Origin of the sequence: Actinomadura sp. KC216, assembly GCF_004348535.1 — a bacterium.
GTDB lineage: Bacteria > Actinomycetota > Actinomycetes > Streptosporangiales > Streptosporangiaceae > Spirillospora.
The window spans coordinates 1-24,679 of record NZ_SMJX01000037.1; the positions used below are offsets into that span (position 1 = coordinate 1).

General features: G+C 68.6%; 22 protein-coding genes and 1 tRNA gene. 17 read left to right on the forward strand and 6 right to left on the reverse strand.

The window, feature by feature from the left end; translation table 11 throughout:
* Positions 1-243, reverse strand: a 243-nt coding sequence (locus E1264_RS44510) for a hypothetical protein (protein ID WP_207935806.1), incomplete at its 3' end; no start/stop codon positions are given.
* 10 nt (positions 244-253) lie between these two features.
* Complete coding sequence (locus E1264_RS09085; protein ID WP_132171651.1) at positions 254-616, reverse strand: response regulator; 363 nt, start codon at positions 614-616, stop codon at positions 254-256.
* A gap of 127 nt (positions 617-743) precedes the next feature.
* Here E1264_RS09085 and E1264_RS09090 point away from each other — a divergent pair.
* Positions 744-815 (forward strand) — tRNA-Arg (locus tag E1264_RS09090).
* A gap of 231 nt (positions 816-1,046) precedes the next feature.
* Positions 1,047-1,226, forward strand: a complete 180-nt coding sequence (locus tag E1264_RS44515; RefSeq protein ID WP_207935807.1) for a hypothetical protein — start codon at positions 1,047-1,049, stop codon at positions 1,224-1,226.
* Positions 1,227-2,943: 1,717 nt separating this feature from the next.
* Here the strand turns inward: E1264_RS44515 and E1264_RS09100 are convergent.
* Entirely contained in the window at positions 2,944-3,987 is a 1,044-nt protein-coding gene (locus E1264_RS09100) for a site-specific DNA-methyltransferase (protein ID WP_165964079.1), read from the reverse strand.
* A 617-nt stretch (positions 3,988-4,604) separates the two neighbouring features.
* Here E1264_RS09100 and E1264_RS09105 point away from each other — a divergent pair.
* The 8 genes from E1264_RS09105 (at position 4,605) to E1264_RS09140 (ending at position 14,575) form a co-directional block, all read left to right on the forward strand.
* Positions 4,605-4,949, forward strand: a complete 345-nt coding sequence (locus tag E1264_RS09105; RefSeq protein ID WP_132171583.1) for a pilin — start codon at positions 4,605-4,607, stop codon at positions 4,947-4,949.
* Between the two features lie 261 nt (positions 4,950-5,210).
* A complete protein-coding gene (locus tag E1264_RS09110) occupies positions 5,211-6,518 on the forward strand; it encodes a hypothetical protein (RefSeq protein WP_132171585.1) in 1,308 nt (435 codons plus the stop codon).
* A 15-nt stretch (positions 6,519-6,533) separates the two neighbouring features.
* Positions 6,534-7,481, forward strand: coding sequence for a PrgI family protein (locus tag E1264_RS09115; RefSeq protein ID WP_132171587.1), 948 nt, complete (start codon positions 6,534-6,536; stop codon positions 7,479-7,481).
* Positions 7,478-9,301, forward strand: coding sequence for a conjugal transfer protein TraC (locus tag E1264_RS09120; RefSeq protein ID WP_207935808.1), 1,824 nt, complete (start codon positions 7,478-7,480; stop codon positions 9,299-9,301). Before E1264_RS09115 ends, E1264_RS09120 begins: the two co-directional genes overlap by 4 nt.
* Positions 9,302-9,465: 164 nt before the next feature.
* Positions 9,466-11,922: a type IV secretion system DNA-binding domain-containing protein gene (locus E1264_RS09125; protein ID WP_132171589.1), complete on the forward strand. Its 2,457-nt coding sequence runs from the start codon at positions 9,466-9,468 to the stop codon at positions 11,920-11,922.
* 47 nt (positions 11,923-11,969) lie between these two features.
* A complete protein-coding gene (locus E1264_RS09130; RefSeq protein ID WP_132171591.1) occupies positions 11,970-12,893 on the forward strand; it encodes a replication-relaxation family protein in 924 nt (307 codons plus the stop codon).
* Positions 12,894-12,915: 22 nt separating this feature from the next.
* Positions 12,916-13,494, forward strand: coding sequence for a hypothetical protein (locus tag E1264_RS09135; protein WP_132171593.1), 579 nt, complete (start codon positions 12,916-12,918; stop codon positions 13,492-13,494).
* Positions 13,495-13,576: 82 nt separating this feature from the next.
* On the forward strand, positions 13,577-14,575 hold the full coding sequence (locus E1264_RS09140) for an NlpC/P60 family protein (protein WP_243710831.1): 999 nt from the start codon (positions 13,577-13,579) through the stop codon (positions 14,573-14,575).
* 131 nt (positions 14,576-14,706) lie between these two features.
* Here E1264_RS09140 and E1264_RS09145 read toward each other — a convergent pair whose 3' ends face one another.
* From E1264_RS09145 to E1264_RS09155, 3 genes are read right to left on the reverse strand one after another with little or no spacing between them, the layout of a single operon-like run.
* The gene (locus tag E1264_RS09145; RefSeq protein ID WP_132171597.1) at positions 14,707-15,195 is read right to left on the reverse strand and encodes a hypothetical protein; all 489 of its coding nucleotides are present in this window, start codon (positions 15,193-15,195) and stop codon (positions 14,707-14,709) included.
* Positions 15,196-15,197: 2 nt separating this feature from the next.
* The gene (locus E1264_RS09150) at positions 15,198-18,500 is read right to left on the reverse strand and encodes a CHAT domain-containing protein (RefSeq protein WP_132171599.1); all 3,303 of its coding nucleotides are present in this window, start codon (positions 18,498-18,500) and stop codon (positions 15,198-15,200) included.
* On the reverse strand, positions 18,484-19,557 hold the full coding sequence (locus E1264_RS09155) for a hypothetical protein (protein ID WP_132171601.1): 1,074 nt from the start codon (positions 19,555-19,557) through the stop codon (positions 18,484-18,486). The genes E1264_RS09150 and E1264_RS09155 overlap by 17 nt, the downstream gene beginning before the upstream one ends.
* A 955-nt stretch (positions 19,558-20,512) precedes the next feature.
* Between E1264_RS09155 and E1264_RS09160 the strand changes: the two genes are divergently transcribed.
* The 7 genes from E1264_RS09160 (at position 20,513) to E1264_RS09190 (ending at position 24,560) form a co-directional block, all read left to right on the forward strand.
* Positions 20,513-21,355 (forward strand): hypothetical protein, encoded by an 843-nt coding sequence (locus E1264_RS09160; protein ID WP_207935809.1) that lies wholly within the window; start codon positions 20,513-20,515, stop codon positions 21,353-21,355.
* Between the two features lie 800 nt (positions 21,356-22,155).
* Complete coding sequence (locus E1264_RS09165) at positions 22,156-22,491, forward strand: hypothetical protein (protein WP_132171605.1); 336 nt, start codon at positions 22,156-22,158, stop codon at positions 22,489-22,491.
* A gap of 65 nt (positions 22,492-22,556) precedes the next feature.
* Positions 22,557-22,736: a hypothetical protein gene (locus E1264_RS09170; RefSeq protein WP_132171607.1), complete on the forward strand. Its 180-nt coding sequence runs from the start codon at positions 22,557-22,559 to the stop codon at positions 22,734-22,736.
* A 349-nt stretch (positions 22,737-23,085) separates the two neighbouring features.
* A complete protein-coding gene (locus E1264_RS09175; protein ID WP_132171609.1) occupies positions 23,086-23,292 on the forward strand; it encodes a hypothetical protein in 207 nt (68 codons plus the stop codon).
* A 160-nt stretch (positions 23,293-23,452) separates the two neighbouring features.
* The gene (locus E1264_RS09180) at positions 23,453-23,713 is read left to right on the forward strand and encodes a hypothetical protein (RefSeq protein WP_132171611.1); all 261 of its coding nucleotides are present in this window, start codon (positions 23,453-23,455) and stop codon (positions 23,711-23,713) included.
* Positions 23,710-24,162: a hypothetical protein gene (locus tag E1264_RS09185; protein WP_132171613.1), complete on the forward strand. Its 453-nt coding sequence runs from the start codon at positions 23,710-23,712 to the stop codon at positions 24,160-24,162. Before E1264_RS09180 ends, E1264_RS09185 begins: the two co-directional genes overlap by 4 nt.
* Positions 24,163-24,290: 128 nt before the next feature.
* Positions 24,291-24,560: a hypothetical protein gene (locus E1264_RS09190; RefSeq protein ID WP_132171615.1), complete on the forward strand. Its 270-nt coding sequence runs from the start codon at positions 24,291-24,293 to the stop codon at positions 24,558-24,560.
* The last annotated feature ends 119 nt before the right edge of the window (positions 24,561-24,679 follow it).

The window sequence follows — 24,679 nt, forward strand, 5'->3', positions numbered from 1 at the left end:
GTCCACCACCTGATCCACCGACAGCCCAACCCGCACGAACCCGTTCCCCGCCACAGACCCCCGGACCCGCCGCGCGATCACCCACGGATCAACCCCCAGCCGCAACGCCACAGGACTCTCATAAACCCCGGCACCCCGGCTGAAAACAACGACATCCTCAGGCACCGACACATCAAGCTCACCCTCGGCCACGGCGTCCCGCACCGCACCCGCAAGGGCACCGCTCACATCGGCTGGAGTCACACCGGTGAGACTATCCGGCAACCGCGGCGAGCTTCCGCACGGTCTGGATCAGCTGATTCGGGTCGAACGGCTTGGTCACGTAGGCGTCGACCCCGATCTCGTTCCCCCGGCGCACATCGTGCTCCTGCGCCCGCGCCGTGATCATCACGACCCTGATGTGCGCGGTCTCCGGATCCTCCCGCAGCCGGACCGCCGTCACCCACCCGTCCAGCCTGGGCATCATCACGTCCAGCGTGATCACGTCGGGCCGCACCTGGGCCACCTTCTCCAGGCAGTCCTGACCGTCCACCGCGGTCGACACCTCGAACCCCTCCAGTTGCAGGTTCACGGCGATGAGCTGGCGGATCACCTCGTCATCATCGACGACCAGCACGCGTCCCAGTGGCTCGGTCACGGCCTCGAAGTTAGCCCACTCCACCCCCGTGTCGCACGGCGAACGTCCACGTGCGCGTCACCCCGCCAACCCTGGTAATCTTCTACCGCGCCGCCCAAGGGCGCACGCCCCCTTAGCTCAGGGGATAGAGCAACGGCCTCCGGAGCCGTGTGCGCAGGTTCGAATCCTGCAGGGGGCGCCCAGAAGATGGGAACAGGCGGCCGTCGTTTCGGCTCTGTTCCATCTGCATCTCAGATCCTCGTTCCGTGATGCTCTCTGTGGTCTTGGTGAGCATCCTCACCGTATCTTCTCGGACCGTCACGCGGAACGTGGCCTCGTGGCTAGTCCGGTTGTAACGGATCTGAAGCTGGAAGGCGTCGTAGAGCTGGCGCTCCAGGTTCTCGGGCAGCTTCGATAGGTTGAGGCGGAGTTGCGGGATGAGGTTGAGAAGGTCGGCGTCGTCATTGGCCGGGGGCGTGTCGGCGTTGAGGCGGTCAAGCTCTGCTTGCTTGGTGCGCCGGGTGGCGTTCAGCTCAGCGAAACGTCGCTGGATGGACTGCCGGTAGTCGTGGTCGGAGTCGGCATCGCCGGTGGTTTCGAAGCCTTCTAGCTGGGTGATGAGGTTGTCCTGGCGGCGCCGCAGTTCGGTCAGCTCCCGCTTGAGTTGGGTGCGGCGCTTGGTGGCCGAAGAGTCCGCCTGCCTGGTGGCTGAAGTCCGGAGTTGGTCGCGAAGGTGCTGCTGACGGCGAGGGCCGAAGATCCGTTCGGCGAAGAAATGGCGGACGCCGTCCAGCAGGGTCTCCTCCCGGATCCACAGGCTCTTGGGATGGTCGCGGTACCAGTCGGCGCGGTCCTTGTGGTGCTGGCGTTCGGGCTGGCAGGCGAAGTAGGCGATGCCGTGCCGGGTCTTCCCGAACATCCGCCGCCCGCACAGGTCACAGCAGACATACGAACGCAGGCGGTAGGAGCGTTTGGTCTGCGGGTGTGTGCTTCTGGCGTTGGTGGGGCGGGAGCCCTGGCGTTGCTGGGCCACTGGTGAGGCGGCTTCGAACAGGTCTTTGGTGACCAGCGGCTCGTGTGTGGGACGGGGTGACCAGATCCATTCGCCGGGCTCGTTGTGGCGTCCGCCCTTTTTGGAGGCGCGGCGGTTCCACACCATGTAGCCGGTGTACTTGGGGTTGGTGAGGATGCCGCGGACCGCCGAGCCGGTCCAGCGTCCGACCGCACGGCGTGGGTCGACCGGTTCTGGGGGTGGATGGCTAGCGAGATCGGTGTTGAGCCGGTCGGCGATGTCCTCGTAACCCAGGCGCTGCAGCGCCCGCATCTGAAAGATGGTCGTGACGGTGGGGCCTTTGGCGGGATCGGGGATCAGGCGTGTTTTTGTCTTGCCTTCTGCACGTCTAGCCGGCACAGGGTGGGGGCGCCTGTCGGCCATGTAGCCATAGGGCGGGCGCCCGATGTTCCAGCCCTGCTCGGTGTGTTCACAGAAGCCATCCCAGGACAGTTCCAGCATTTGCACGACGTACCATTCGGCGATGGCCTGGTTGATACGCCGGGTGAGGATGGGAGCCGCACGCTTGCGGGCACGTCGGCCGTTTCCGCTGTCAGGAAGGATGGGCTCGTTGGCCGCCAGTAGAGGGACGCCGTTCTGTTCCAGCTCGTATTCAATCTTGGTGCCAAAGTAGGTGCGCCGAGCGACCCGGTCGATTCCCTCACAGATCACCGCCACGAACCGGCGGTCGGTGCGGGAAGCCTCTGTCAGCAGGTCCTGAATTCCGCCATCCCGGGGGATCGGAATATTGAACTGTTCGTGCGCGCGGCCGTAACCGCGGTCGTCGAGGTCTTTGCGGCCGGACTCCACGTCGTAGAAGTGCGCCACGATGACGTAGCCGCTGGGCAAGGCGTCCCGGGACTTACGCAGTTGCCGAGGAAGCGACAGCGACGGGTCCTGCTGGTCATCGGTGGATGTACGTCCCAGCCACGCGACCGGTACTGGTAGCCCGGCCTGGGATGCTTCGCCAAGCGGATCGGACTTGTCGTCAGCCTCAAGCCATGGGAGGACCACTTCCCCGTGGCCGTTGTCTCGGTGATCTACTCCTGCTGATCGGTATGCTGGCCTAGCCATTGAAGAATCTCTCGGATCACTGCTAGTTGAAGGGCTTCCAACGCTTGACCCTCGCTGCCGCTCACTGCGACGAATTCGACACGAGTCGAGAGCTGCCGTCCGTCTCCCTGGTCAGCGCCGATGACATCCTGAGAGTCTGCAGCATATTGGCTGTTCGGCGCGTTGCATCTAACCAAGTGGTTAGGGTCTTGTCCCGCTGGGCTCATCGCATATCGCTATCGCCGTGGCCACTCTTCGCCCGAAGCCTGCGCTCTGCAACGCGGCATAGTTCCAAGTCTTGTTCCACGCCGATGAAGGGTCGGCCGAGGTGCCGGGCGGCAATTCCAGTAGTGGCGTCTGCCGCGAACATGTCCAGGACAGTGCCGCCTGGACGGCACCCCGCGGCGATACAAGTGAGCGGCACCTCGATCGGCAGGGTGTGCCGCTCCGGTCGCGGCGGCAACGACCAGACGTCGCCAACGGGTTCGAACGGCAACACTTCGGGTTCTTGCCGCTTTAGCGGCTGCCGTGCCGCACGGTCTCGGTCGCGGCAATGGCCGCTCACTCTGCCATCCCTGCTGCTTCCGTCCCGATCTGCGTGCCGCCGGTTGTGCTGCCAGCCAGAGTCAGGTGCAGACCGTTCGCGGCCGTGTTCGGAGGATGGATTGTCGCCGAGTCCGGGTTCACCGGTCAGGCGGTCCGGAGGGCGACAGACGGTGCCACGGTCGAAGTAGTACCGGTCCGACTTGACCAGCAGGAATATCAGCTCATAGGAGAGCGGGAATCGGTCGGTTGCCGCAGACCGGCCGAGAGAGAACTGCTGCCAGACGATGGCGTTGCGAACGATCCATCCATCGTCCTGGAGGGCGAACGCCAGCTGCCATGGCAGGCCGATCAGGGAGGTGGCGGGCACTCCCCTCATCGTGTGATCGCGGATCCGGCGACGGTGTCTCCCCTCCTGTAGGCCATCCGATCCGGTTTGGTCGGCGTAACGGTCGCCGGTAATCAGCCAGGCGGTCCCCCGGTCGTTCAGCACCCGGTGAGCTTGGGCGAAGAGCCGGCGCAAGGCGGCGAGGTAGAGGGCCGGGGTGGGTTCGCGGCCGTAGCGGCTCGGGCTGGCTGTGGGCTCATCGCGCGGTGGTGGTGTCCACAGCGGTGGGCTGGTGATGATGCAGTCGGCGGATTCGGCCGACATCTCGGCTAGCACCTGGCGGGCGTCTCCGGTGTACAGGGCGTGGGTCTTGTCGTGCCAGTAGGGGTCGCGCACCTGATCGGTCCCTCCTATGCATTGAATGGTCTGCGGTATCTGGGCGCGATTGTCGGCACGGGCCACATAGGAACCTCTTAGAAGGGGCTCTACCTCGGCTGTTTGCCGTGCCGTCGTGCTCCGAGCCGGATTGCCGTTGCCGCCGCACTGTTCGGTTCGGCAATGGATTGCCGTCCGCAGCGCCGGAGTCGTTGCCGTCCTCGCGGACGCTGATCTGACGTTGCCGCCGCGGCACCGACGATCAGGGGCCGTGCCGTGCCGCGTGTCAGGAGAACTCCGGCCGACTGCCGAGCACCGGCAAGCCGGAATTGAGTCTGGTCGTGCCATGGGCTGCTCTGCGGCCTCATAGGCGGCATATGGCCGTCGGAGTCAGGGCGTTGAGATGTCGCATAGGCCCCTCTGACCGATCGGTGGACCGCGTCCGTTCTGAGGTCTCTATGCGGGGGTGTGGCGTCCTGGTGAGCGCCGGGGCCCTGCCAGCGGCCGATCCGCCCGCCCCATGCGGGCCGGGGCCACCCTTCCGGCCACATGACCGTGGCCGGAAGCCTCCGCTGGCCCGGCCCGCATCCCCCCGGTCGCTGCGGGGCTCCGGCCACGTCCATCAAGGAGGTGGCTGGATGCGCTCCACGATGTTCCGGTGGGTGGCGCTGGCTGCGGCCGTGCTGGCCGGTGTCCTGCTGGTGTTGTTCGCGGCGCCGGACGCGTTTGCCGATGGGTTGGCGGCGCCGCCGCAGGATCTGAACACGGTGATCAACCGGATCACCAAGTGGCTGGTGGGGTTGCTGGTGGCGCTGGCGACCTTGTTCCTGACCGTCGGCTTCACCCGCTATCTGCTGGCCGGTGGTGATCCGGGCGAGGTCGGCAAGGCTAAAGACACCTTGAAGTACGCCGCGATCGGCTACGGCGGCGCGGTGATGGCACCGGTGCTGGTGGCCATCCTCAAAGGCTTTGTGGGCGGTTGAGCAGCGATGTCTACCGCTCTGCGCGCCCGCGCCGCCGTCATCGGGTGCTGCGCTGCCGCATTGATCGCGGTGGCTGTGGCCGACGTCCCCGCACACGCCACCGTGACGACCGTGCCGGTGGGCGAAGTGGCCGCCGAACCAACGCCCACACCGAGTTCCCCGCCGGCGCCGTCGGCTCCACCAACCAGCCCTAGCCCCTCGACATCCGCTTCTCCCAGCCCGACGACCTCGGCGCCAGGCAACCCGAGTTCCCCACCGGGCGTGCCGACAAGTCCAGAACAGGTTTCAGGCGAGTGCGGATGGTTCGACGTCGCGTGCAAGGCCAAAGAGGCGATCAACAACTGGTTCAAGGACCTGGTCTCCTCCGCGATCAATCCGGTGTTCGGGTTTCTGGGCAAATCTCTTCTGGTTACTCCGCGGCTGGACCAGACCAGCCGGGTGCAGGGATTGTGGACCGGGTCGCTGGTGGTGGCCAACTCCTGTTACGTGCTGCTGGTGCTGGTCGGCGGGCTGACCTTGATGGGCCGCCAGACCCTGCAGAACTCCTACGCGGTCAAGGACATCGCGCCTCGCCTGGTGGTCGGCATGGTGGCCTCCAACACCAGCCTGATCTTGATCGGGCAGTCGATCGAGTTCGCCAACGCGTTGTCGGCGGCGCTGCTGGGTCAGGGGGTGGATCCGCAGCAGACGGCCGATCAGCTCCAGAAGATCATCGTGCACTCGCTCAACCCCGGGGACGTGGGGATCTTCATCGTGCTGGTGACGATCTGGGCGGTGTCGCTGGGTGTGATCCTGCTGCTGATCTACATCACGCGGGTCATGCTCACGATCTTGCTGATCGCCGCCGCTCCGCTGGCGCTGGCGTGTCACGCGCTGCCGCAGACCGAGGGGCTGGCCAAGCTGTGGTGGCGCTGCTTCTTCGGCGTGCTGGCCATCCAGGTCGCCCAGGCGCTGGTGTTCATCGCTGCGATGCGGGTGGTGCTCACCACCGACATGGTCACCATCCTGGGCTTTCGTACCCCGGGTGACCAGGTGGACCTGTGGACGACGATCTGCCTGCTGTACGTACTGGTGCGCGTCCCCTCTTGGATCTCCCGTCTGATCTGGCAGGGCGGCGTGATCAGCCGCAGCCCGATCAGCCGAGCGGCCAAGATAATCGTTTCGTTCTTCCTGTTCCGTGGTCTGCTCGGACGGCTCGCCGGGTCCCGTGCGGGCGCAGGCAAGGCGCCGCCTCCGCCCGCTGGACGCCCCACGGGACCGACGGTCCCGGCGCTTCCGTCAGGGTCGGCAACTCCGCCTGCTGCGGCGCGGGGTGGGTTGGCTCAGCCACGCTGGAGCCCCGCGCATGAACGGTGGATGCCGCCCGATCCGGCCTGGCACGAGCGCGTGTATGACGGGCGTCCGGCGCCCGACAGTGTGGGTGAGCAGCAGCGCTGGGGCCGCCCGGAGACCACCTGGACGCCCCCGCACGCCGGGGACTGGCGTGCGCCGCCACCCCGTCCAACGCGATCTCCCCATCCAGCGCCGCATCAACCTGACCCGCACCGGCCATGGAAACGGCCCAGCTGACGGAGGTGGTCACCCGTGCCGTCCGACGAACACAGCGTCCGGATTCCCGCCGACGTGGAAACCCCCGACAAGATCCTGGCCGGTCTGACCGCCCGCCAAGTGGCCATCTTGGCCGCGACGGGCGCGGTGCTGTGGCTGGCCTACACCGCCACCCGCAGCCTGGTGCCGTTCCCGGTGTTCGCCGCGGCGGCGTTCCCGTTCGGCGCGGCGGCCGCCGTGCTGGCGCTGGGCCGCCGCGACGGGGTAGGGCTGGATCGGCTGCTGCTGGCCGCGATCCGGCACGCCCACTCCCCGCGCCGCCTGGTGCTGGCCCCCGAAGGGGTGGCCGCACCGCCCGCCTGGGCGCAGCAGAAGCAGCAGCCGCTGCCCGCTCCCCTGCGGCTGCCCGCCACCGCGATCTCCGCTGACGGTGTGATCGATCTGGCCGCCGATGGCGCGGCGGTGGTGTGTCAGGCGAGCACGGTGAGTTTCGCGTTGCGCACCCCTCAGGAGCAGGCCGCGCTGGTGGGAGTGTTCGGGCGCTGGCTGAACTCGCTGTCAGGACCGGCGCAGATCGTGGTCCGCGCGCAGGACGTCGACCTGGCCCCGCTGATCTCCGGGTTGCGCGAGCATGCGCCCACGCTGGCACACCCCGAGCTGGAACAGGCCGCGATCGAACACGCCGATTTCCTCACCGACCTCGCGCGGCGCCGCGACCTGCTGCGCCGCCAAGTTCTGATCGTGCTGCGCGAACCCCACCAAGGCCGGGCCGGGGACGGCGCCGCCCAGCGCGTGCTGCGCCGCGCCGACGAAGCCGTGCGTGCGCTGGCCGCTGCTGGAATCACCGTCCGCGTCCTGCCCGGTGGCCATGCCACCGCCGTGCTGGCCGACTGCTGCAACCCCTGGCACGCCGCCCCCGCGTCAACGACCGGCCGGTGGGCGGCACCCGCCGAAACGATCACCTCCACCGGAGAACTGGGATGACCCTGCTGAAAGCCGCCCGCTCACGTTTCCGCCCGGCTGCCGGTTCACGCCCGTACACCGGCCCAGGGGTGGTGGGGCCGGACGCGATCGAAGTCGGCACACGCACCCTGACCCTGTCCGACGGGGTCTGCGCGTCGTTCGCGATCACCGGATACCCCGCCGAGGTCGGGCCCGGGTGGCTGGAACCGCTGCTGACCTACCCGGGCCGGGTCGAGGTCGCGGTGCACATCGACCCGACCCCGCCGACGGTGGCCGCCGACCGGCTGCGCCGCCAGCTCGCCCGGCTGGAATCCTCCGCCCGCTCCGACGCCGAACACGGCCGCCTGGAGGACTTCCAGGCCACCGCAGCCGCTGAGGATGCGAGGGGCTTGGCCGCCGCGCTAGCCCGCGGGCAGACCAAGCTGTTTCGAGTCGGCCTGTACATCACCGTGCACGCCCCCGACCAGGAGGCGTTGGAGGCCGAGTGCTCGCAGGTGCGGGCCCTGGCGTCCTCACTGCTGCTGGACGCCGCACCGGCCACCTTCCGGCCACTGCAAGGGCTCACCACCACCCTGCCGATCGGCGTCGACGGTCTGCGCATGCGCCGCACCTTCGACACCCAGGCACTCGCGGCCAGCTTCCCGTTCAGCTCGCCCGACCTGGACGCGCCGGTCACCGACACGACCGTGCTGTACGGGATCAACACCGCCTCCTCAGGCCTGGTGCTGTGGGACCGGTGGGGCCTGGACAATCACAACTCCGTCGTGCTGGCCCGCTCCGGCGCCGGCAAGTCCTACCTGACCAAGCTGGAGGTACTGCGGTCGCTATACGCCGGAGTCGAGGTTGCCGTCATCGACCCCGAGGACGAATACGCCCGCCTGTGCGGCGCGGTCGGCGGCTCCTACATCTCGCTCGGCTCCCCTGGCGTCCAGCTCAATCCCTTCGACCTGCCCGCCTCCAACACCGGGACCGACGCATTCACGCGCCGCGCGTTGTTCCTGCACACCCTCATCAGCGTGCTGCTGGACGAGCCGCTGGACCCGGCCAGCAAGGCGGCACTGGACAAGGCGATCGTTAAGGTCTACGCCCGAGCGGGCATCACCAGCGACCCGCGCACCTGGACCCGCCCCGCCCCGCTACTGGCCGACCTGGCCACTGCGCTGCGCGACGACACCGAGGCTCCGAGAGCCGGTGAGGTCGCCGCCCGGCTCGCTCCGTTCGTGACCGGCACGCACCGGGACTTGTTCGACGGCCCCACGACCACCCGGCCGGACGGGCACCTGCTGGTCTTCTCGCTACGGGATCTGCCCGACGAGCTGCGCGCCGCAGGCACCCTGCTCGCGCTGGACGCGGTCTGGCGGCGGGTGTCCAACCCCCGCGACCGCAGGCGCCGCCTGGTCGTGGTGGACGAGGCATGGCTGCTGATGCGCGAGCCCGACGGTGCCAAGTTCCTGTTCCGCTTGGCCAAGTCTGCGCGCAAGTACTGGTGCGCCCTGGCGGTCGTCACCCAGGATGCCGCCGACCTGCTCGGCACCGAGCTCGGTCAAGCCGTCGTGGCCAACGCCACCACCCAGATCCTGCTCCGCCAAGCGCCCCAAGCCATCGATGCGGTGGGGGCCGCCTTCAACCTGTCCGAGGGCGAACGCCAGTTCCTTCTGGCCTGCTCTCGCGGCGAGGGCCTTCTGGCGGCCGGCTCCCATCGGGTCTCGTTCCAGGCCATCGCCTCCCCCGCCGAGCACAGCGTGATCACCAGTGACCCCGCAGAACTGGCCGCACTCGACGCCAGCTCTCGTGCGGACCTGCCCATCGACACCGACGACGGACTGGACATCGAGCCATGATCTCTACGCCATTGGGCCTAGTCCGGCTCCGGCCGTCCCAGAACGCGTCCCAGAGCCGGTCGCCGCGTCCGTCGCTGACCGCTCCGACCGAGCCTCCCGGAGAGCCGTTCCTACGTGACCCGGACGCGTTCATCAACAGTCTTATCCACAGGGCAGAGAACTTTGTGGGCAGTTACGGGTGGCTGTGCGGCGTTCTGCTGGTCTGCGCGGTGACGGCGTTCCTGACGGTGCGGCACTGGTGGTGGCGGCGCCGACACGACCGGCTCGCCGAGGGAGCGCGGCAGATCACCGTGCTGCCGCCGCCCGAGGTGGACCCGGATGCCGCACATGAGCTATGGGCCAACCTCCTCGGCCTGTTGCGCCCGGCCTACAAGCGGCTGCTGACCGGGCAGCCGCACCTGGCCTGGGAGTACGCGTGGGACACCGCCGCCGTCCAGATCCGGTTGTGGGTGCCGGGCACGGTGCCGCCCGGATTCATCGAGCGAGCGATCGAGGCGGCATGGCCCGCAGCCCGCACTGAGACCGCCCCGGCCTCGGCATCCCCCTTCCCAACGGGTGCTGTCGCGGTGGGCGGCCAGTTGCGGATGGCCCGTCCCGACTGGCTGCCGCTACGCGCCGACCACCGCGCCGACTCGCTCCGCGCCTTGGTCGGCGCCGCCTCCGGACTGTCCCCAGGTCAGTGCGCGATCGTGCAGATCTGCGCCCGGCCCGCCACCGGCCGACGGCTGGCCAAGGCCCACCGTGCCGCCGCCGCACTGCGCGGCAGCACCGCATCGCAGCGGCCCTGGGGATGGTTGTTCGACCTGATCACCCCGTCCGCGGCAGCGCGGCGTCCCACAACCAGCGCTTACGTGGCCCACCCCGAGCGCGCCGCCGAGGTACGCGCCATCTTGGACAAGGCTCGGGAGCCGCAATGGGAGACGACGATCAGCTACGCGCTGGCCATCAGCCCAGACACCGTGCCCGTGACCACTCTCGACACCGCCGCGAAGTCGTCCTCGACCACATCAAGTTCGGACGGCGCGGTGACACCCCGGCAGGGGGACCGTGCGGTGCGGCGTGAATTGCGGCGCGGGCTACGCGGACGCGCGCACGCAATCGCCTCCGCCTACGCGCTCTACGCGGGCCACAACTACCTGCGCCGCCATCGACTCTGGCGTCCCGAAACGGCGCTGGCGCGGCGGTGGCTGCGGCGCGGCGACCTGTGCTCGGTCACCGAGCTGGCAGCGCTAGCGCATCTGCCCTGGGATTCCGCCGTCCCGGGGCTGTCGCGAGCGGGCGCCAACGCGGTGCCGCCACCCCCGGGCATTGCCGCGCCGGGCCCGGATGCCAAGCAGTTGGGAGTCAGCGACGCGGGAATCGTGCGGCCGGTCGCGCTGGGCGTCGCCGAGGCACGCCATCACATGCATGTGCTCGGCGCCACTGGGTCAGGCAAGTCGACTCTAATGGCGCAGATGATCCTGGCCGACGCCAAGGCCGGGCGCGGCGCGGTCGTCATCGACCCCAAAGGGGATCTGATCGTCGATCTACTTGCCAGGCTGCCCGAGGGCGTCGCCGACAAGGTTGTCCTGTTCGACCCCGACCAACGTCGACGTCCGGCGCTGAACGTCCTGCAAGGTCCCGACGCACATCTGGCCAGCGACAACCTGGTCGGCATCTTCCACCGGATCTACAAGGACTTCTGGGGGCCGCGTACCGACGACATCCTGCGCTCGGCCTGCCTGACGCTCTGGCACGCCCCCGACGCCACCCTGGCCGACATCCCCCGGCTACTGGCAGACCCGGCCTACCGCGCCCCCTACACCGCCCGGGTCCGCGACCCGATCCTGGCCGACTTCTGGGCCTGGTACGACGACCTGTCGCCCGGAGCACGCGCGCACGCCACCGGCCCCGTGCTGAACAAGTTGCGCGCGTTCCTGTTGCGCGACTTCATCCGCTCCACCCTCGGCTCCGGGACCTCCACCTTCGACCCCACCACCGTGCTGGACGGCGGACTGCTGCTGATCCGAGCCCCCAAAGGGATCCTGGGCGCCGACGCCTGCGCGGTGTTCGGCTCGCTGATGCTGGCCAAGATCTGGGAGACGGTGTCCAACCGGACCCGTCACGGCCAGAGCGCCCGCGCCGACAGCGCGCTGTATGTGGACGAGTGTCACAACTTCCTCACCCTCCCGCACGGCCTGGCCGATCTCCTCGCCGAGGCCCGCGCCTACCGGCTCTCGGTGGTGCTGGCGCATCAGGACCTGGCGCAACTGTCACGTGAACTACGTGAGGCGATCTCGGCCAACGCCCGCAGCAAGGTCTTCTTCGCCGTCTCCCCCGAAGACGCCCGCGCGCTGGAACGCCATATGGCCCCCAACCTCTCCCAGCACGACCTGGCGCATTTGGACGCCTTCCAAGCCGGCGCCCGGCTGATCGTCGACGCGGCCGAGACCTCCGCCTTCACACTGCGGACCCGGCCACTACCGCCTGCCATCCCCGGGCGCTCCAGATTGATCCGCCGCGTCTCCGCCGAGACCTACGGCGCCCGCCCTCACCGGGTGCCTCACCGGGCACGCGCCCACGACCCTCGCGCCGATCCGCGCACCGCCTCGCCACACGGACCCGACGCCACATCCATCTGACCCGCCTATCCACCGCGACGACCGCATCCCACGAGGAGGAAAAGGCGATGACCCGCTACGTTCCGCCGGTCCCCCGATCGCTCCCGGCTCCCGCCGCAGCGAACGGTGGTCTCAAGCACCTAGTGCCGATGCTGCTGGCCTCCCGGCTGACCCAGCGCGACCGCCAGGTCCTGCACGCCCTTTGGGACCATCACGTGCTCACCACCGGGCAGCTCGCCCAGCTCGCCTACCCCAACGCCGATCGCGCCCGCCGCGGCATGCTCCGCCTGGCCAACCTCGGAGCAGTGGAGCGGTTCCGGCCGCTGCTCCCCCCAGGCAAGGGAACCGCACCCCTGCACTACACCATCGGCGAAGCCGGCGCCCACGTGATCGCCGCCGACCAAGGCATCCCGTTCTCCGACCTGGGCTACCGCCGCGACCGGATTCTCGCCTGGGCGCTGTCACCCCAGCTCGCACACCTGATCGGCGTCAACGGGATCTTCACCGCCCTGGCCGCCGCCGCCCGCCATCACCCCGCGGCCGACCTGGTCCACTGGTGGTCCGAACGCCGCTGCGCCCAGACCTGGGCGCCCTACATCCGCCCCGACGGATACGGACGCTGGTGCGAACACGGCACAAACGTCGACTTCTTCGTCGAGTACGACACCGGCACCCAGCGGCCCCTGAAGAAGGTCGTCGACAAGCTGCGCGGCTACGCCAACCTCGCCTCCGCCGACGGTTTCACCACCCCCGTGCTGATCTGGACCAGCAGCCAGCGACGCGAAATCAACCTGCACGCAGCCATCGGCACACCCCCGGTCCCCGTATTCACCACCACACCCGACGCGATCAGAGACTCACAGCTAGGACCAGCCGGGCCGATCTGGCTCCACGCCACCTCCCGCGGCGGCCCCCCACGGCTGCGCCTCAGCACCTTGGCCCGTTACGCCCGCCCACTCCCGCGCCATGGAGACAGCGATGAGGAGACCTGAGCGCTCCTTCCCTGGTCGCGCCTTGGCGATCACCACCAGCCTAAGCGCATCACTGCTCACGGCCTGCGCACTTCGTCCACCGGTAAACGACGGCCACACCACCACACCTTCATCCGCCAGCCCCACCCCGGCCACCACCGGCGCGACACCTGCCAAGGTGACCGACCTTCTCCCGCTCACCCACCACCAGCTGAATGCCGCGATTCGGCTGGCGGCCGACTTCACCACGGCCTACGGCAGCCACCGATACGACCAATCCGCACAGGCCTATCTGGCGCGACTACGGCCCATCACCACACCGGAGCTCTACGCGGCCCTGGCCCGCGCGGCCAGCACCCCCTCCATTCAGACGCAACGCACCCGCGACCACGAGACCGCCACCGCGCACGCGACGGCGACCAAGATCCGCACCATCGGCCCAAGCTCGCTCATCGTCCTCGTCGACCTGCATCAGGACATCACCACCACGGCGGGCCGCCACCAGCGCACTCAGCATCTCGCCGTCACCACGATCAAGACCGGCCAGAACGACTGGGACATCCATGACATCCAGCCCGCCAACGCCGGCAATGCCGGAGACACCGATGCGAGCGCCGAGTAGGCAGACGAGGGGCTGGCGGCAGGCCGTAAGTGACGACACCGGAGCGGCCCAGCTTTGGTTGGCCGCCGCCGTCGGAGCCCTCATGGTCCTGATCGCGGTGTTCCTCGGCGCCGGAACCGGCAGCGACACCAGCACTGTCGGCTGCCAGCCCCAACCCGGCGCCTCAGACGAAGCCGAAAGCACCATCCCCGCCCCCTACCTCGCCCTCTATCGCAAGGTCGGCAACGAATCCGGTATCGCCTGGGCCGTCCTGGCCGGCGTCGGCAAAGTCGAATCCGACCACGGACGCGATCTGCGTCCCGGTTCCGGGGTACGTTCCGGAGCCAACGGGGCCGGAGCAGCCGGGCCCATGCAGATCGGCATTGGCGGAGAAGCCACCAACAACTGGGGCGGACCGCCCCGCCACCGTTGGCAAGGCAGCGATCAGAGCGACGGCTTTGCCATCGACGCCAGCGGCGACGGCTGGGCCAACGTCTACGACCCGGCGGATGCCATCCCCGCGGCAGCCAACATGCTCAAGGCCTACGGCGCCCCTAACGACATCCCCAACGCCCTGCTGCGCTACAACGGCTCCACCGAATACATCGGCAAGGTGCTGGCCTGGGCCCGCCGCTACGCCCACGAGACCGTTCAAGCGGTTACCACGGCCGACGAGTCCTCCTGCCAGCCGGGTGGACTCCCCGTTCAGCCCGCCAGCGGTGTAGTCGCCAAGGTCATCACCTATGCTCGCGCGCAGCTCGGCAAGCCCTATGTCTGGGGCGCCGATGGCCCGGACGCCTACGATTGCTCCGGGCTGACCATGATGGCCTACCGCGCCGCCGGCATCAGCATCCCCCGCACTACCTTCGACCAATGGCGCCACGGAGCCCGCATCCGCCAAGGCAACCAGCAGCCAGGTGACCTGGTCTTCTTCAACTCCGGCCCCGGCAGCAGTCCCGGCAACCCAGGACACGTCGGCATCGTCCTAACCACCGAGCAAATGATCAACGCCCGGTGCACCGCCTGCCGTCCGGGCATCGCCACCGACTCCTACGCCCGGCGCAACGACCTGGTCGGCTTCGTCCGACCCACCCAACGGTGACCGGCTCTCGTCAGTACCATCGGCTCTCATGGCCACCACGGATCCAAGCAACGGCGCCGCGATCGGGGATCGTGCAGTCGCAGCGACTCCCTCTGGCTGCGCGCTCTGTGGCGACGGGACGTTCTGGCGGCTCATGGATTCAGGAAGCGCGTGATGATGTCCAGGACACGTCCCATGCCCTGGGTGCCCCGGATGTCCAGGTCGATCTGGAGGTCGTCGCTGTCCTTCTTCCTCTTGCGGCGAATGCTGAACCTGGGGCGCAGGATCGCGGCCGACGTCGCTATCGCCAGGACGCTCAGAGCGGTGTCGTGATCGATCGGCAGGGTTCGCTCGGACTCTGCCCTGGCGACGGCGGCGTCGATGACCGGGCGGGTCTCCGGGACGGCCTCCGCCAGTGCTGCGATGAGGGCGCGGACCTCCCCGTCTTCGGCCGTGGCGGGCGAGGGGTCGGCGGCCGCCAGCTCGCCGAGGAACTCGCGGTCGGCGACGATCCGGGCGTCGATCTCGTCCTGGGTGACCGCCGGGACCTCGCTGTCGTCGAAATGGCTGAACAGGTGCTGCAGCACCTGCGCAACCTGCGCGTCGGTGAGCGAGGCGAGGCGGGTCTCAAGCTCGGGCATGGTCAAACCCCTGTCAGTTTGAAGGCGGCCCAGTGGTAGGGATGCCGCCAGGCGTCGCCGGACTGGTACACCGAGCGCTGCGCTTCGGTGAAGGCGCGCGCCTTGGTGACGCCGCCCTTCAAGTAGGACTCGTAGAAGCGGGCGATCAGTTCCGTCGATGAGCGCAGGTCGACGTCCCACATCGGGGCGAGGACGCTGTCGGCGCCCGCGAGCAGGGCGGCCCGCGCGGGCCCCCACTGGTCGTCGCTGGCGGAGACGACGACCCGTCCGAGTGAGCACGCCTGGAAGGTGACGTGGGCGGCTGCCATCGCACCGCCGAGCAGGTCGCGCCCGGACAGCTGGCCGTCGTCGGTCTTGGTCCGGGAGAGGGCCAGGCCGGAGTCCATCGCCTCGGCGTTGTCGCGGTACCAGCCGTGCGCCAGGACGTGGGCGAGATCAGTCTTCGCGAGGATCGACATCACCTCATCCGGTGTGGCGTCGCGCGCGGACGGCTCGTCTACGCGGACGCTGGAGCTGCGCAGCGCCGCGGTGATCCGCTCCCGGCAGTCGGCGAACAGCTCCGCCTCGGCGGCCCGCGCCGGGACGGCGGCGACCGCGGCGGCGGCGATGGCGGCCGGGCGCTCCGCGGCGCGGCGCAGCATGTCCTCGGCCACGCCGATGCTGGGCACGTAGGTCAGGGCGGGGTTGCGGCCCGTCTCCCACAGCTCGGGCAGCAGCAGGGCATGGACGGGGATGTTGTGCCAGGCCGCATGCGGGGCGATCATGATGAGCGGCGCGTCCCGGACGAACGGGACGAGTTCATGCAGCCACCATCCGAGGTCCCGGAAGGGAGCATAGAGCCGGTCGTCCACGTCGAACGGGCGGTCGGGATCGATGCGGCCGTGCAGGCCCGTGCCGGAGAACGCCGCCTGCAGGGACACCGCCGCCCGGGTGAGGCCGTCCAGCGGCACCTCGATCTGGAGGCTGACGCTGCGGTGGGGCGTCATGCAGACGACGTGGCTGAGGTCACGGGCGGCGTAGAAGGACAGTAGCGCGGTGCCCTCAGGGAGCCGGGAGCGCAGCGCGGTCAGGTCGAAGTCGGGGAACGCCTCGGCGAACACGTGCAGGTCCTTGAGGCCGGTTGGGGATCGTGCCTCGGGCGGGAGGAGGGGTTCGGAGTCGAGACGGCGCCGGGCCGTACGGCCTGCGGTGACCTCGTCCTGGGGGGCGGGGAGATCGGCCTTCCAGGTCAGGCGTTCGTCCAGGCCCTCGTCCGCGCTGCGGACCGGCGAGTAGACCAGGCTGCCGTCCGGCTCGGTGCGCAGCCCGCGGTTGAGGTCACGGCGGAACCAGCGGCCTTTGGCGCTCTCGGTGACGAGGACGCGGATCCGGCCGGTGAGACGGGTGTCGGGGGTGTCTCCTTCCCGCGTGGTGATGAGCAGCGACAGGCGGTGCAGCCGCGCCAGGGCGTCGATGGCGAGCCAGCCGGTGTGCCGTTCGCCGGGGCGCGGCTGCCGGATCCGCTGCCGGTCGGTGACCAGCTGGATCCGGTGGGCGAGGAGGGCGTTGGCGAAGGCCTTGTAGTCGTCGCCCTGGCCGGCGAGCTGGTCGGCGCGCAGGGCGAGGTACACGCAGGCGCGGTCGCCGCCGAGGGACTTGGTCTCGGGCCCGGTCAGTGCCTCGGCGTAGCGGTCCTCCCAGTCAGGGTCCTGATCGGCGAGCTTGCACAGTGCCATGAGCCGGAACAGCACCGCACTCTGCCGCAGCGGCCCGTGCTCGTCCAGGGCGGGGTTGGCGAGCAGGTCGGCGAGGCCGGCCGCAGCGGCCCCGTGCTCTCCGGCCAGGTCGCGCAGCCGCCACCGGTAGACGGCGACGGCGAGCCGGGCCCAGCCGCTGCGCTCGGCGGGTTCGGCGACGACGAGCTCGGCGGCGCGGTCGAGGCGGCGGGCCGCCTTGCGCAGCAGCGCGGCCATCCCGGGTTCGAGGTCCTGCCGGAACAGGCCTTCCGGCTCGTGGTCGCCCATGAGCCGGACCGTCGTCGTCACGAAGTCGAGGTTCAGGTCGCGTTCCAGGACGGGGTCGCCGAAGGGCTCATCGATGGCGAGGGCCTGCTCGTAGTGCAGCAGCGCCTCGGCGCGCTGGGCGAGGGACTCGCAAGCCATAGCCGCCAGCCTCAGCAGGCGCCGCCGCATGTCGTGCTCGGCGAACCGCTCGGCGAGCGATGCCGCGCTGGTCGCGACCCATTCCGCCAAGTCCGGATGCTCGCCTTCGTACAGCAGCTGCCCGACGACCATCGCTCCCGCGAGCGTGTACCGGGCGTCGTCGGCGGCGTCGGGGCGGGTGATCCGGGTGTGGAGGGCAAACTGATGGAACGCCTCCTCCAGCTGGTCGTCCTGCGCGAGCTGGACGGCGTCGCGCAGGTACCTGTCGGCGTGCATGTGCTGCAGGGCGTCCCAGGCCGCCGCGAACCTCTCGACGACGAAGTCGTTCGGCGGCCATGCGTCCAAAGTCGCGAACGTCCAAGGCTCGTCGTCATCGCGGCGGTACTGGACGGCGTGCCCGCCGTCGCCGTCTGGGCCAAGCCATCGGTACGTCAGCCCGGCGTGTCGATGGAGGGTCGTGGCGGTCAGCACGGAGCGGCCGAGCTCGGCGGGCGTCAGGTCGGCGGGCGAGGACGCCGACGCGAGCGGCTCCGGCACGAATGTCCACGGGACGGCTGGCACGGGATGCTCGACAAGCCGGCTTAGGCCGCCCGTGGACTCGGGCGCGGCCATCACGTCGTGGAAGAGGCGGCGCAGCGCACCTGGGTCGTCGTCCGTCACCACCCAGTGGCTGCGATCCCCGGTGACCAGCGCGAACCGCTGCGACTGCCCGGCCAGCTGTCCCGAGACGACGAAGGCGACCGCCGGGGTCCAGGGCACTTGGTACGGGCCGCGCGCCGTCACGGGCTCCCCGGTGTCGGCAAGGGCGTTCCCGGCGAGCACCTGAGGATCCGGCGGATCCGGCAGGACGTACGGCAGCGACCGGTACTGCCCTTCGTCGTCGGGCTGTTCGACAAGGATGAGCGCTTCGCCGTCCGTGGTGTAGGACCGCCGGGCGCCCTTCCCGGCCTCCTCGCCCCACAGGCCGGCGAAGAGGTCGGCGAGGATGTCCGCCGGCATCGTTGTGTACGGCACGGTCCGCCCGGGAGACGCGATCACGACAAGGTGATGGGTGCGGCCCCGGCGTTGTGCCGTGAACACGACCGCCTCCCGGTCGTCCTCAGCGCGCACGGTGAGGACCTGGCGGGCGTGCTCGAACCGCGGGCTTCTACGGAAGATCGGCATGCAGCTCCTCGGTCCGGTCCAGGGCGGCCCGCATCGTGTCGAGGCCCGGGGCGCCGGATCGGGCGGACGCGGTGGCGGCTCGCCCGATCCGCAGGGCCTCGTCCAGGTCGCTGCGCGCGCCGTGGACCGTGTACCGGTCGGTTAATAGGCTCACCAGCAGGACCGTGTGGTGCAGCGCCATCCGGCGGGCGGGGTCGGTAAGGCTGACCGCTTCCCGGGAGGCGAGCACGGCCTCCTCGAAGCGGGCGAGGTCGCGGGTCGCATCGGCCAGCGAGTCCAGCGACAGCGCTAGGTTGTGCAGGCAGCCCGCCAGCGAGGGGTCGGTAGGGCGCGCCGCGTCCACCGCGGCGCGGTTCGCCTCCACCGCCCGGTCAAGATCGGCGCGTTCACCGGCCACCATGTACCGCCGCCACGAGATCAGCCCGAGCCGCGACAGCGGCACCGGGCCGCGTGCCTCCGCCGCGGCTTCGGCGGCCATGGTGACGGCCCGGTCGAGGTGCTCCCGCTCGCCCTCGTGCTGGTACCGGAGGTCAAGGGCGACGGCCAGCTCCGACACCAGCAGCGGACGCACGGGATGACTGAGCGGCAGCATGACCGTCGCCGCGTCCGCGATGTACGTGGCGGCCTCGGCGTACTCGGGGCCGGAGGCGACCAGGCCGGCCACGTTGTCGAGCAACTCGTCCGGGGCCTTCTCGACGAGGCTCGACTGGGTGAAGCTGTCCCCGACCTCCCGCAGCTTGCGCCAGAGCGGTTGCGGGACCGCGGCGCGGTCGACCGCGTAGACGGGGGCCAGCACCGCCAGCACGGCGACGAGGTTGGGGGTGTCGGTGCCGCGGGCCCCGCCGCCCACGCACAGGTACCGCTTCCAGAACAGCCGCCCAGCCGCCGTCAGCCCGGGCAGCGCGTCGGCGGGGTACTCGCGCGCGTACTCCACCAGCTCGGCGACGTCGCGGACGGCCTCGTCGTCGAACAGCGGCGCGGCGTCCCCGGACCGCTCGACGGCCGCCAGCCGCCTGCGGACGTTCGACAAGGCGACATCACGCCGAATCCAGTCCACGCAGGCCTCACCGTCGCCATTGGAACGTCAACCAAGTATGTCGCGCCGCGCGCCCGCGACGAGGCGAGAAGCCGGAATGGCCTGGTCAGGCCAACCGGCCCGGCGAGCGCCTCACCGGACCCTAGCGAGAGCTGACCTATGACGGACTGCGGGCCGAGATCAAAGGCAACAAGGCGGGCGCCATCCCGCGCTGATTTGGGCTCTTCGGCTAGGTCTCGCCCCAACAAGGACTCATCGCCATCAAACGAGACAACACCTAACGAACAACCCTCTGAGAACCTTCCGCAAGGATCCTGCCCGAAGGTGAGATCAGCCCGGCCCTGCTATTCCTGATCGCCGTGTTGGTGCATGAGTGCCGTGCCCCAAGCCGTGCAGAGCCAACGAGAACAGTCCGCCCGCTCAAGCGGACTGGCTAGCGGCATCCGCCCGACCAAAGCAGATACAAGCCGGGAGCGAAACCAATTCATATTCGCACCTGCAGCCATTCTTCAAATGCACCTAGGAGGTCATAGCGGCACACCCACTAGGGGACCCACTTGCCCGTCTACTTAGGAATGGGTGGGCACACGAAGGCTTTCAACCAGGTCAGGAAAGTCGCGTAGCACCTCTAAGGCGCCGCGACTGGCCAGTGGAGCGACACCTAAAGGGTGGATGGGTTGAGAGGTTTGTCGGTATTCGGATTTCGGTTGATGCGAGAGCTTTGATTGTGTTTGCCATTGAGGTGATTTGAGAGAGGGGAGCACAATAGGCTCGATCGGTGCCACCAACACCGATCGCGACGCCGTCATGCGCGACCATGAAATGCCTGGTCAAGAGGGTTGCCAAATGGCCTTTGATATGCCCGATCGAATGTATTGCATTCCCGGCTAATGGGAGGTTTAATAGAAGGCGAGCAGAGCACAGGAAGTGACGCGAAGCGTACGGGCAAGCGTCACGAAACGATCGGAGTCAGATCGTGTCGAACTGGATTCCGGGAAGGGCAATCCCGATCAACGTTCCGGGTGATGATCTCACCCCAGAGGACATGTCCCGAGTGACCCCCGATGATTGGGCGGACGTGCGCACGCTGGCGCGCGGCTACTGCCGCGCGGTCGACGCGACGCGGTCACGTAAGCGCATGGACGGTAGCGCGACCGTCACGCGAAGCGGGCGCGGCGTCTATGGCACGGATGACGTGTCGGATGACGTCACTCAAGATGCCGTTCTGATGTTCGCCTCACGTCTGCGGGACGTGTTGAAGTCCTGCCCGACCGCTTCACTGTGGGTCGACTCCCGCGAGGTGGCTGCCTGGCAGTACCGCCGTAAGGACGGTCAGACCACGATCATCACGCGAAAGACCCTCCTACGCTGGGCAGTGCGCGACGCTGCCGCGCGCAACGGGTATCGGCTGGACGTCCCGCCGGACGAGATCACCGAAACCCCCGGCGCTCAGCGCATGCGCGGCGTACCGCACGCCGAAAACGTGACGGCGCTTGCAACGGCGACCGGCGTCTCACAGCTCAGCGAAGCGATCATGCGCAAGGCTTGGGGCGACGGTAGCGACTTCCCCACGCTGGCAAAGGTGCTGTTCCTGGCAAGCGAAGCGGACGACCTAAAGCGTGCGGGCATCCTGTCGACCGTCGCACAGGCCGAACACGGCGGAGCCTACGGGTCACGCTGGAACGTCCGCCGTACGCGGGACAAGGGACTTCGGGAGTGGGAGACGCTTTCCGAACGCCTCGACGACGCACGTGACGAAATGGTGCACACAAGCATGCGCCCCAGCGAAACGACAGGTCGGGCAGAGCAAGCGGACTAGAAGGGGGACAGTAGTAAGCCCCCTAGGGCATGCCCTAGGGGGCTTACTACTGTCCTGAGACCGTGCGCAAGTCCAAGCGCTTGTTATGCCCTGAATGGCCAGTCTGCGGGGCGTAGCGGCCCCGCGCACCCGAACGACGCGTCTAGACCGGTAGCAGTCTCCGGCTCATCCCACGAAAAGAATCTTGAAGAGTGCCGACGGTTCGGCCGTTTCAGCGCCCGTATTAGAGTGAGAGCGGATTTCACGCACAGCGCGGACGACGCGCTGACTTGGACCGCTCACGGTATTGTCCGCGCGTATCGCGCGCGGCATGTCCTCCGTTGTGCACGCACGCGGGAGACGGAATACGCGGTAACGGAGAAAGCCGTTCGCCGGGCGAGCAAACAATCTTGAAAGTCGCCGACGGTTCGGCCATTCCGGTGCCCGTATTCAAGTGAGAGCCCAAACCGGTGGCGCATGCCGCACGTGCCATGGCGCGTGCGGGTTCGCTGCCGCCGGATATCGGGCTCGCTGTGGCTCTGGCCCCCGCTTGGGGAGGGATGCGTTCCGGTCTCCCCAGCGGCACAGCACCCTTTGCGGGACGCCCACCACTGTTCCCGGCCGCGCGGTTCGGCGGGCCAGGGATCGCGCGCTGGGAGCGTGGTTGGACAAGCCGTGTGCCAGATCGCCGGCACTGGAGGAGTAGACCGTCCGGGCCGACGGGCGGGCAGCGGCAGCACAGCTCCTGGATGGCCATTCCGACACGCCACCTGGTTGTGGCCCAGGTATCGGGCCTGGGCCCCGCCGTTCAGGAGGCTGAAGTGAGTGTGCAGCAGGCGCTCGCGAACATGGTCAAGGACGACCTGAAGGCCAAGACCTTCTCCAGCGGGTCCAAGGGCTTCCACGCCACCGGCAAGATCACCGTGGACGGTGACCGGTACCAGGCGCAGGCTCAGGCCGTGCTGATCGGCTCGAAGGCCAACCCGAAGGTCAAGGTCAACGCCAAGCGGGACGAGGCGGTCTCCGCGCTGGCGGCCATCGCCGAGAACCTGGCGCCCAAGACGTTCTCCACGGGCCGGACCGGCTACTACGCCACCGGCAAGACCGAGATCGGCGGGCAGCGCTACCAGGTCCAGGCTCAGGCCGTGCGGCTCTGACCGCAGGTTGAAGGGCCGGGATGTCGCGTGTCTCCCGGCCCTACCCGTCCAACTGGAGGATCGCCATGTCCGCACCCCGCGCCGGTAATGACCGGTCGCCGTGGCGGGTGTACACCCGCAATCCGGCCACCGATGTACTCGTCCACGATGGGCTGATCTACCGAGGCGAACGCTGCGCCCAGCGAGAAGCCCGCAAGATCAACCGTGTGCTCGGCCTGCCCGCAGAAGCGCGGCCGGTCGACTGATCCCCGATAGACACCCCGCCCGGGTGACCGTGCAAGGTCTCCCACGGGCGGGGCTGGCCCATCCGTCCGGTGAGGCGGGAGGGCTACGGGCCGAGATCAGGGCCCCTCGGCCCCAACTGTGCTCGGTGAGTCTCGAACTTGACTCCGTTCTAGGTGGCTTCCGGCACACCGCCCGCATGCCCGCGGGCGGTGTGAGGTGCGGAGTTACGAGGCGGCGCGCAGTCTCCCGGCTAGTGGACGCGGCCAGTCCACGCCACCGGCTCCCGAGCACAACGCATCACGCGGCCGACGGCCTGCGTGAACGCCGACCTGCGAACAACCCCTCAGTTCCGCAAAGGAGGCGGTCCCGTTGCGGCCCCTGCTTCACCCTCACCTGCACCATGACGACCACCACCGCGCTCACCTGATCGCCCCGGTCGCCATCTTGCTGGCCGAACTGGCGATCATCCTGCACCTCCACATGGTGGCCCTGCACTTGGCCTTGGCGATTGGCGCGTTCGGCCGCGAGACCTACATCACCCTGCGCGGCCGCCGGACGGACAGCCCCGTCCAGTGACCCCATCCCAGCCTCCCGCCCGGGGTTCTCGTCCCCCGGGCGGGAGTCCTCCCCTGCGTTTTGTGAGGTGATCGTGATGGGCAATGTGTCCATCCGCTACGGCGTTGGCGGCCCTGACGGCCCCTTGGCCCGCCTTCAGCCGTTCGATACTCACGGCGCCATGAGCGCCGTGCCCTACGCACCGTCCTCGACGGGACGGTTGCCCCTGCCCTGGGCGCGCAAGTACGACCGTGATAGTCGCGGGCCAGGGATCGTCTACACCGTCCGCTCCTACGCCACACCGATCGCCTGGGTGCGCGCCGACGGACGGACGATCATCCCTCCGGTGTCCTACTCCACCACCACGACCCGGCACCAGAACCTGTGCCGCGCATGGCTTGGCACCGCCGCCACGGTGGACGAAGGAGCGGCAGCGGCATGACCCAGATCACCAGCCCAGTACGGTTCGTGCGGCACTACCACGTGTACGACTCATCCCTCGGTTGCCTGCCCGAGTCTGATCCCTACGTCACCGATGACCCGAGCGACGCGGTGGAAAGGCTGGCGAGTCTCCTGGCCGACGGGGGTGAAAGCGACGACACAACCGACGGCGCGCACGCTGCCGAGGTCGCCGCCGCCTACCGGGCTCCGAATCAGGACGCCAGCGGGAAGGGCCACATTGCACTGAACCGTTTGGAGTGCGGCCACGAGGTGTGCGAGATCGTCGGGTCGCGGTCGTTCGAGATCGCCGTTTGCGACGAACGTGATTGCTTGCGGTACTGCCCTGACGACCGGTGCCGCACCGTCACGCCGGTCACCGACCCTGACCCGTGGTGCTGGTGCTGCGGCACCCCCTACGTGCCCTGGGACGCCTGTCCCTGGCTCGACTGACATCCCACCGTGGCCGTCACCGGCTCCCGCCAACTGTTTCACGCACCCTTTCTATTGAAGTAGGCGCGGGACTTGGGAGCGATTTATAGACCCTAAGGAGGCCAACCCATAAAGGTCCCCGATAGCAAATGAACAAGAACAAGCGACTGATTCAGCTACGAGACCAACTCAACGAACTAGCACGGGATATCAGAGAGTGGGACGCGGATTGCTGGCGCATTTCACATAAAGAGAACCACGAGGGCGGCGCTTTCAGCGATTGGCACGGCTCGGATGACCAAGCTGCGGAGATCGTGCGCCGCGTGCAAAATATTCTTGGCGAACCAACCCGAGCAAAGCCCGTGAAGATCTGCCCTCCGGACGACGAGTGTGGAGACTGCTCAGCTATTGCCGCGTAGCCAAGCTCATCTGATACAGCAGCACGGGGCAGCAACAGTCGCCGCCTAAAGCGCGCCCATTCCGCTCCGCCATTGTCGCCTTCGAGCATCTCCTCGACCATGGGGCGCCACGGCGCTCA

Excerpts from the sequence above, each read along its gene's own strand:
- E1264_RS09170 (WP_132171607.1), top strand. The coding sequence starts at position 22,557 with ATGTCCGCACCCCGCGCCGGTAATGACCGGTCGCCGTGGCGGGTGTAC.
- E1264_RS09190 (WP_132171615.1), top strand. The coding sequence starts at position 24,291 with ATGAACAAGAACAAGCGACTGATTCAGCTACGAGACCAACTCAACGAA.
- E1264_RS09185 (WP_132171613.1), top strand. The coding sequence starts at position 23,710 with ATGACCCAGATCACCAGCCCAGTACGGTTCGTGCGGCACTACCACGTG.
- E1264_RS09130 (WP_132171591.1), top strand. The coding sequence starts at position 11,970 with ATGACCCGCTACGTTCCGCCGGTCCCCCGATCGCTCCCGGCTCCCGCC.
- E1264_RS09105 (WP_132171583.1), top strand. The coding sequence starts at position 4,605 with ATGCGCTCCACGATGTTCCGGTGGGTGGCGCTGGCTGCGGCCGTGCTG.
- E1264_RS09150 (WP_132171599.1), bottom strand. The coding sequence starts at position 18,500 with ATGCCGATCTTCCGTAGAAGCCCGCGGTTCGAGCACGCCCGCCAGGTC.
- E1264_RS09180 (WP_132171611.1), top strand. The coding sequence starts at position 23,453 with ATGAGCGCCGTGCCCTACGCACCGTCCTCGACGGGACGGTTGCCCCTG.
- E1264_RS09140 (WP_243710831.1), top strand. The coding sequence starts at position 13,577 with ATGGTCCTGATCGCGGTGTTCCTCGGCGCCGGAACCGGCAGCGACACC.
- E1264_RS09145 (WP_132171597.1), bottom strand. The coding sequence starts at position 15,195 with ATGCCCGAGCTTGAGACCCGCCTCGCCTCGCTCACCGACGCGCAGGTT.
- E1264_RS09120 (WP_207935808.1), top strand. The coding sequence starts at position 7,478 with ATGACCCTGCTGAAAGCCGCCCGCTCACGTTTCCGCCCGGCTGCCGGT.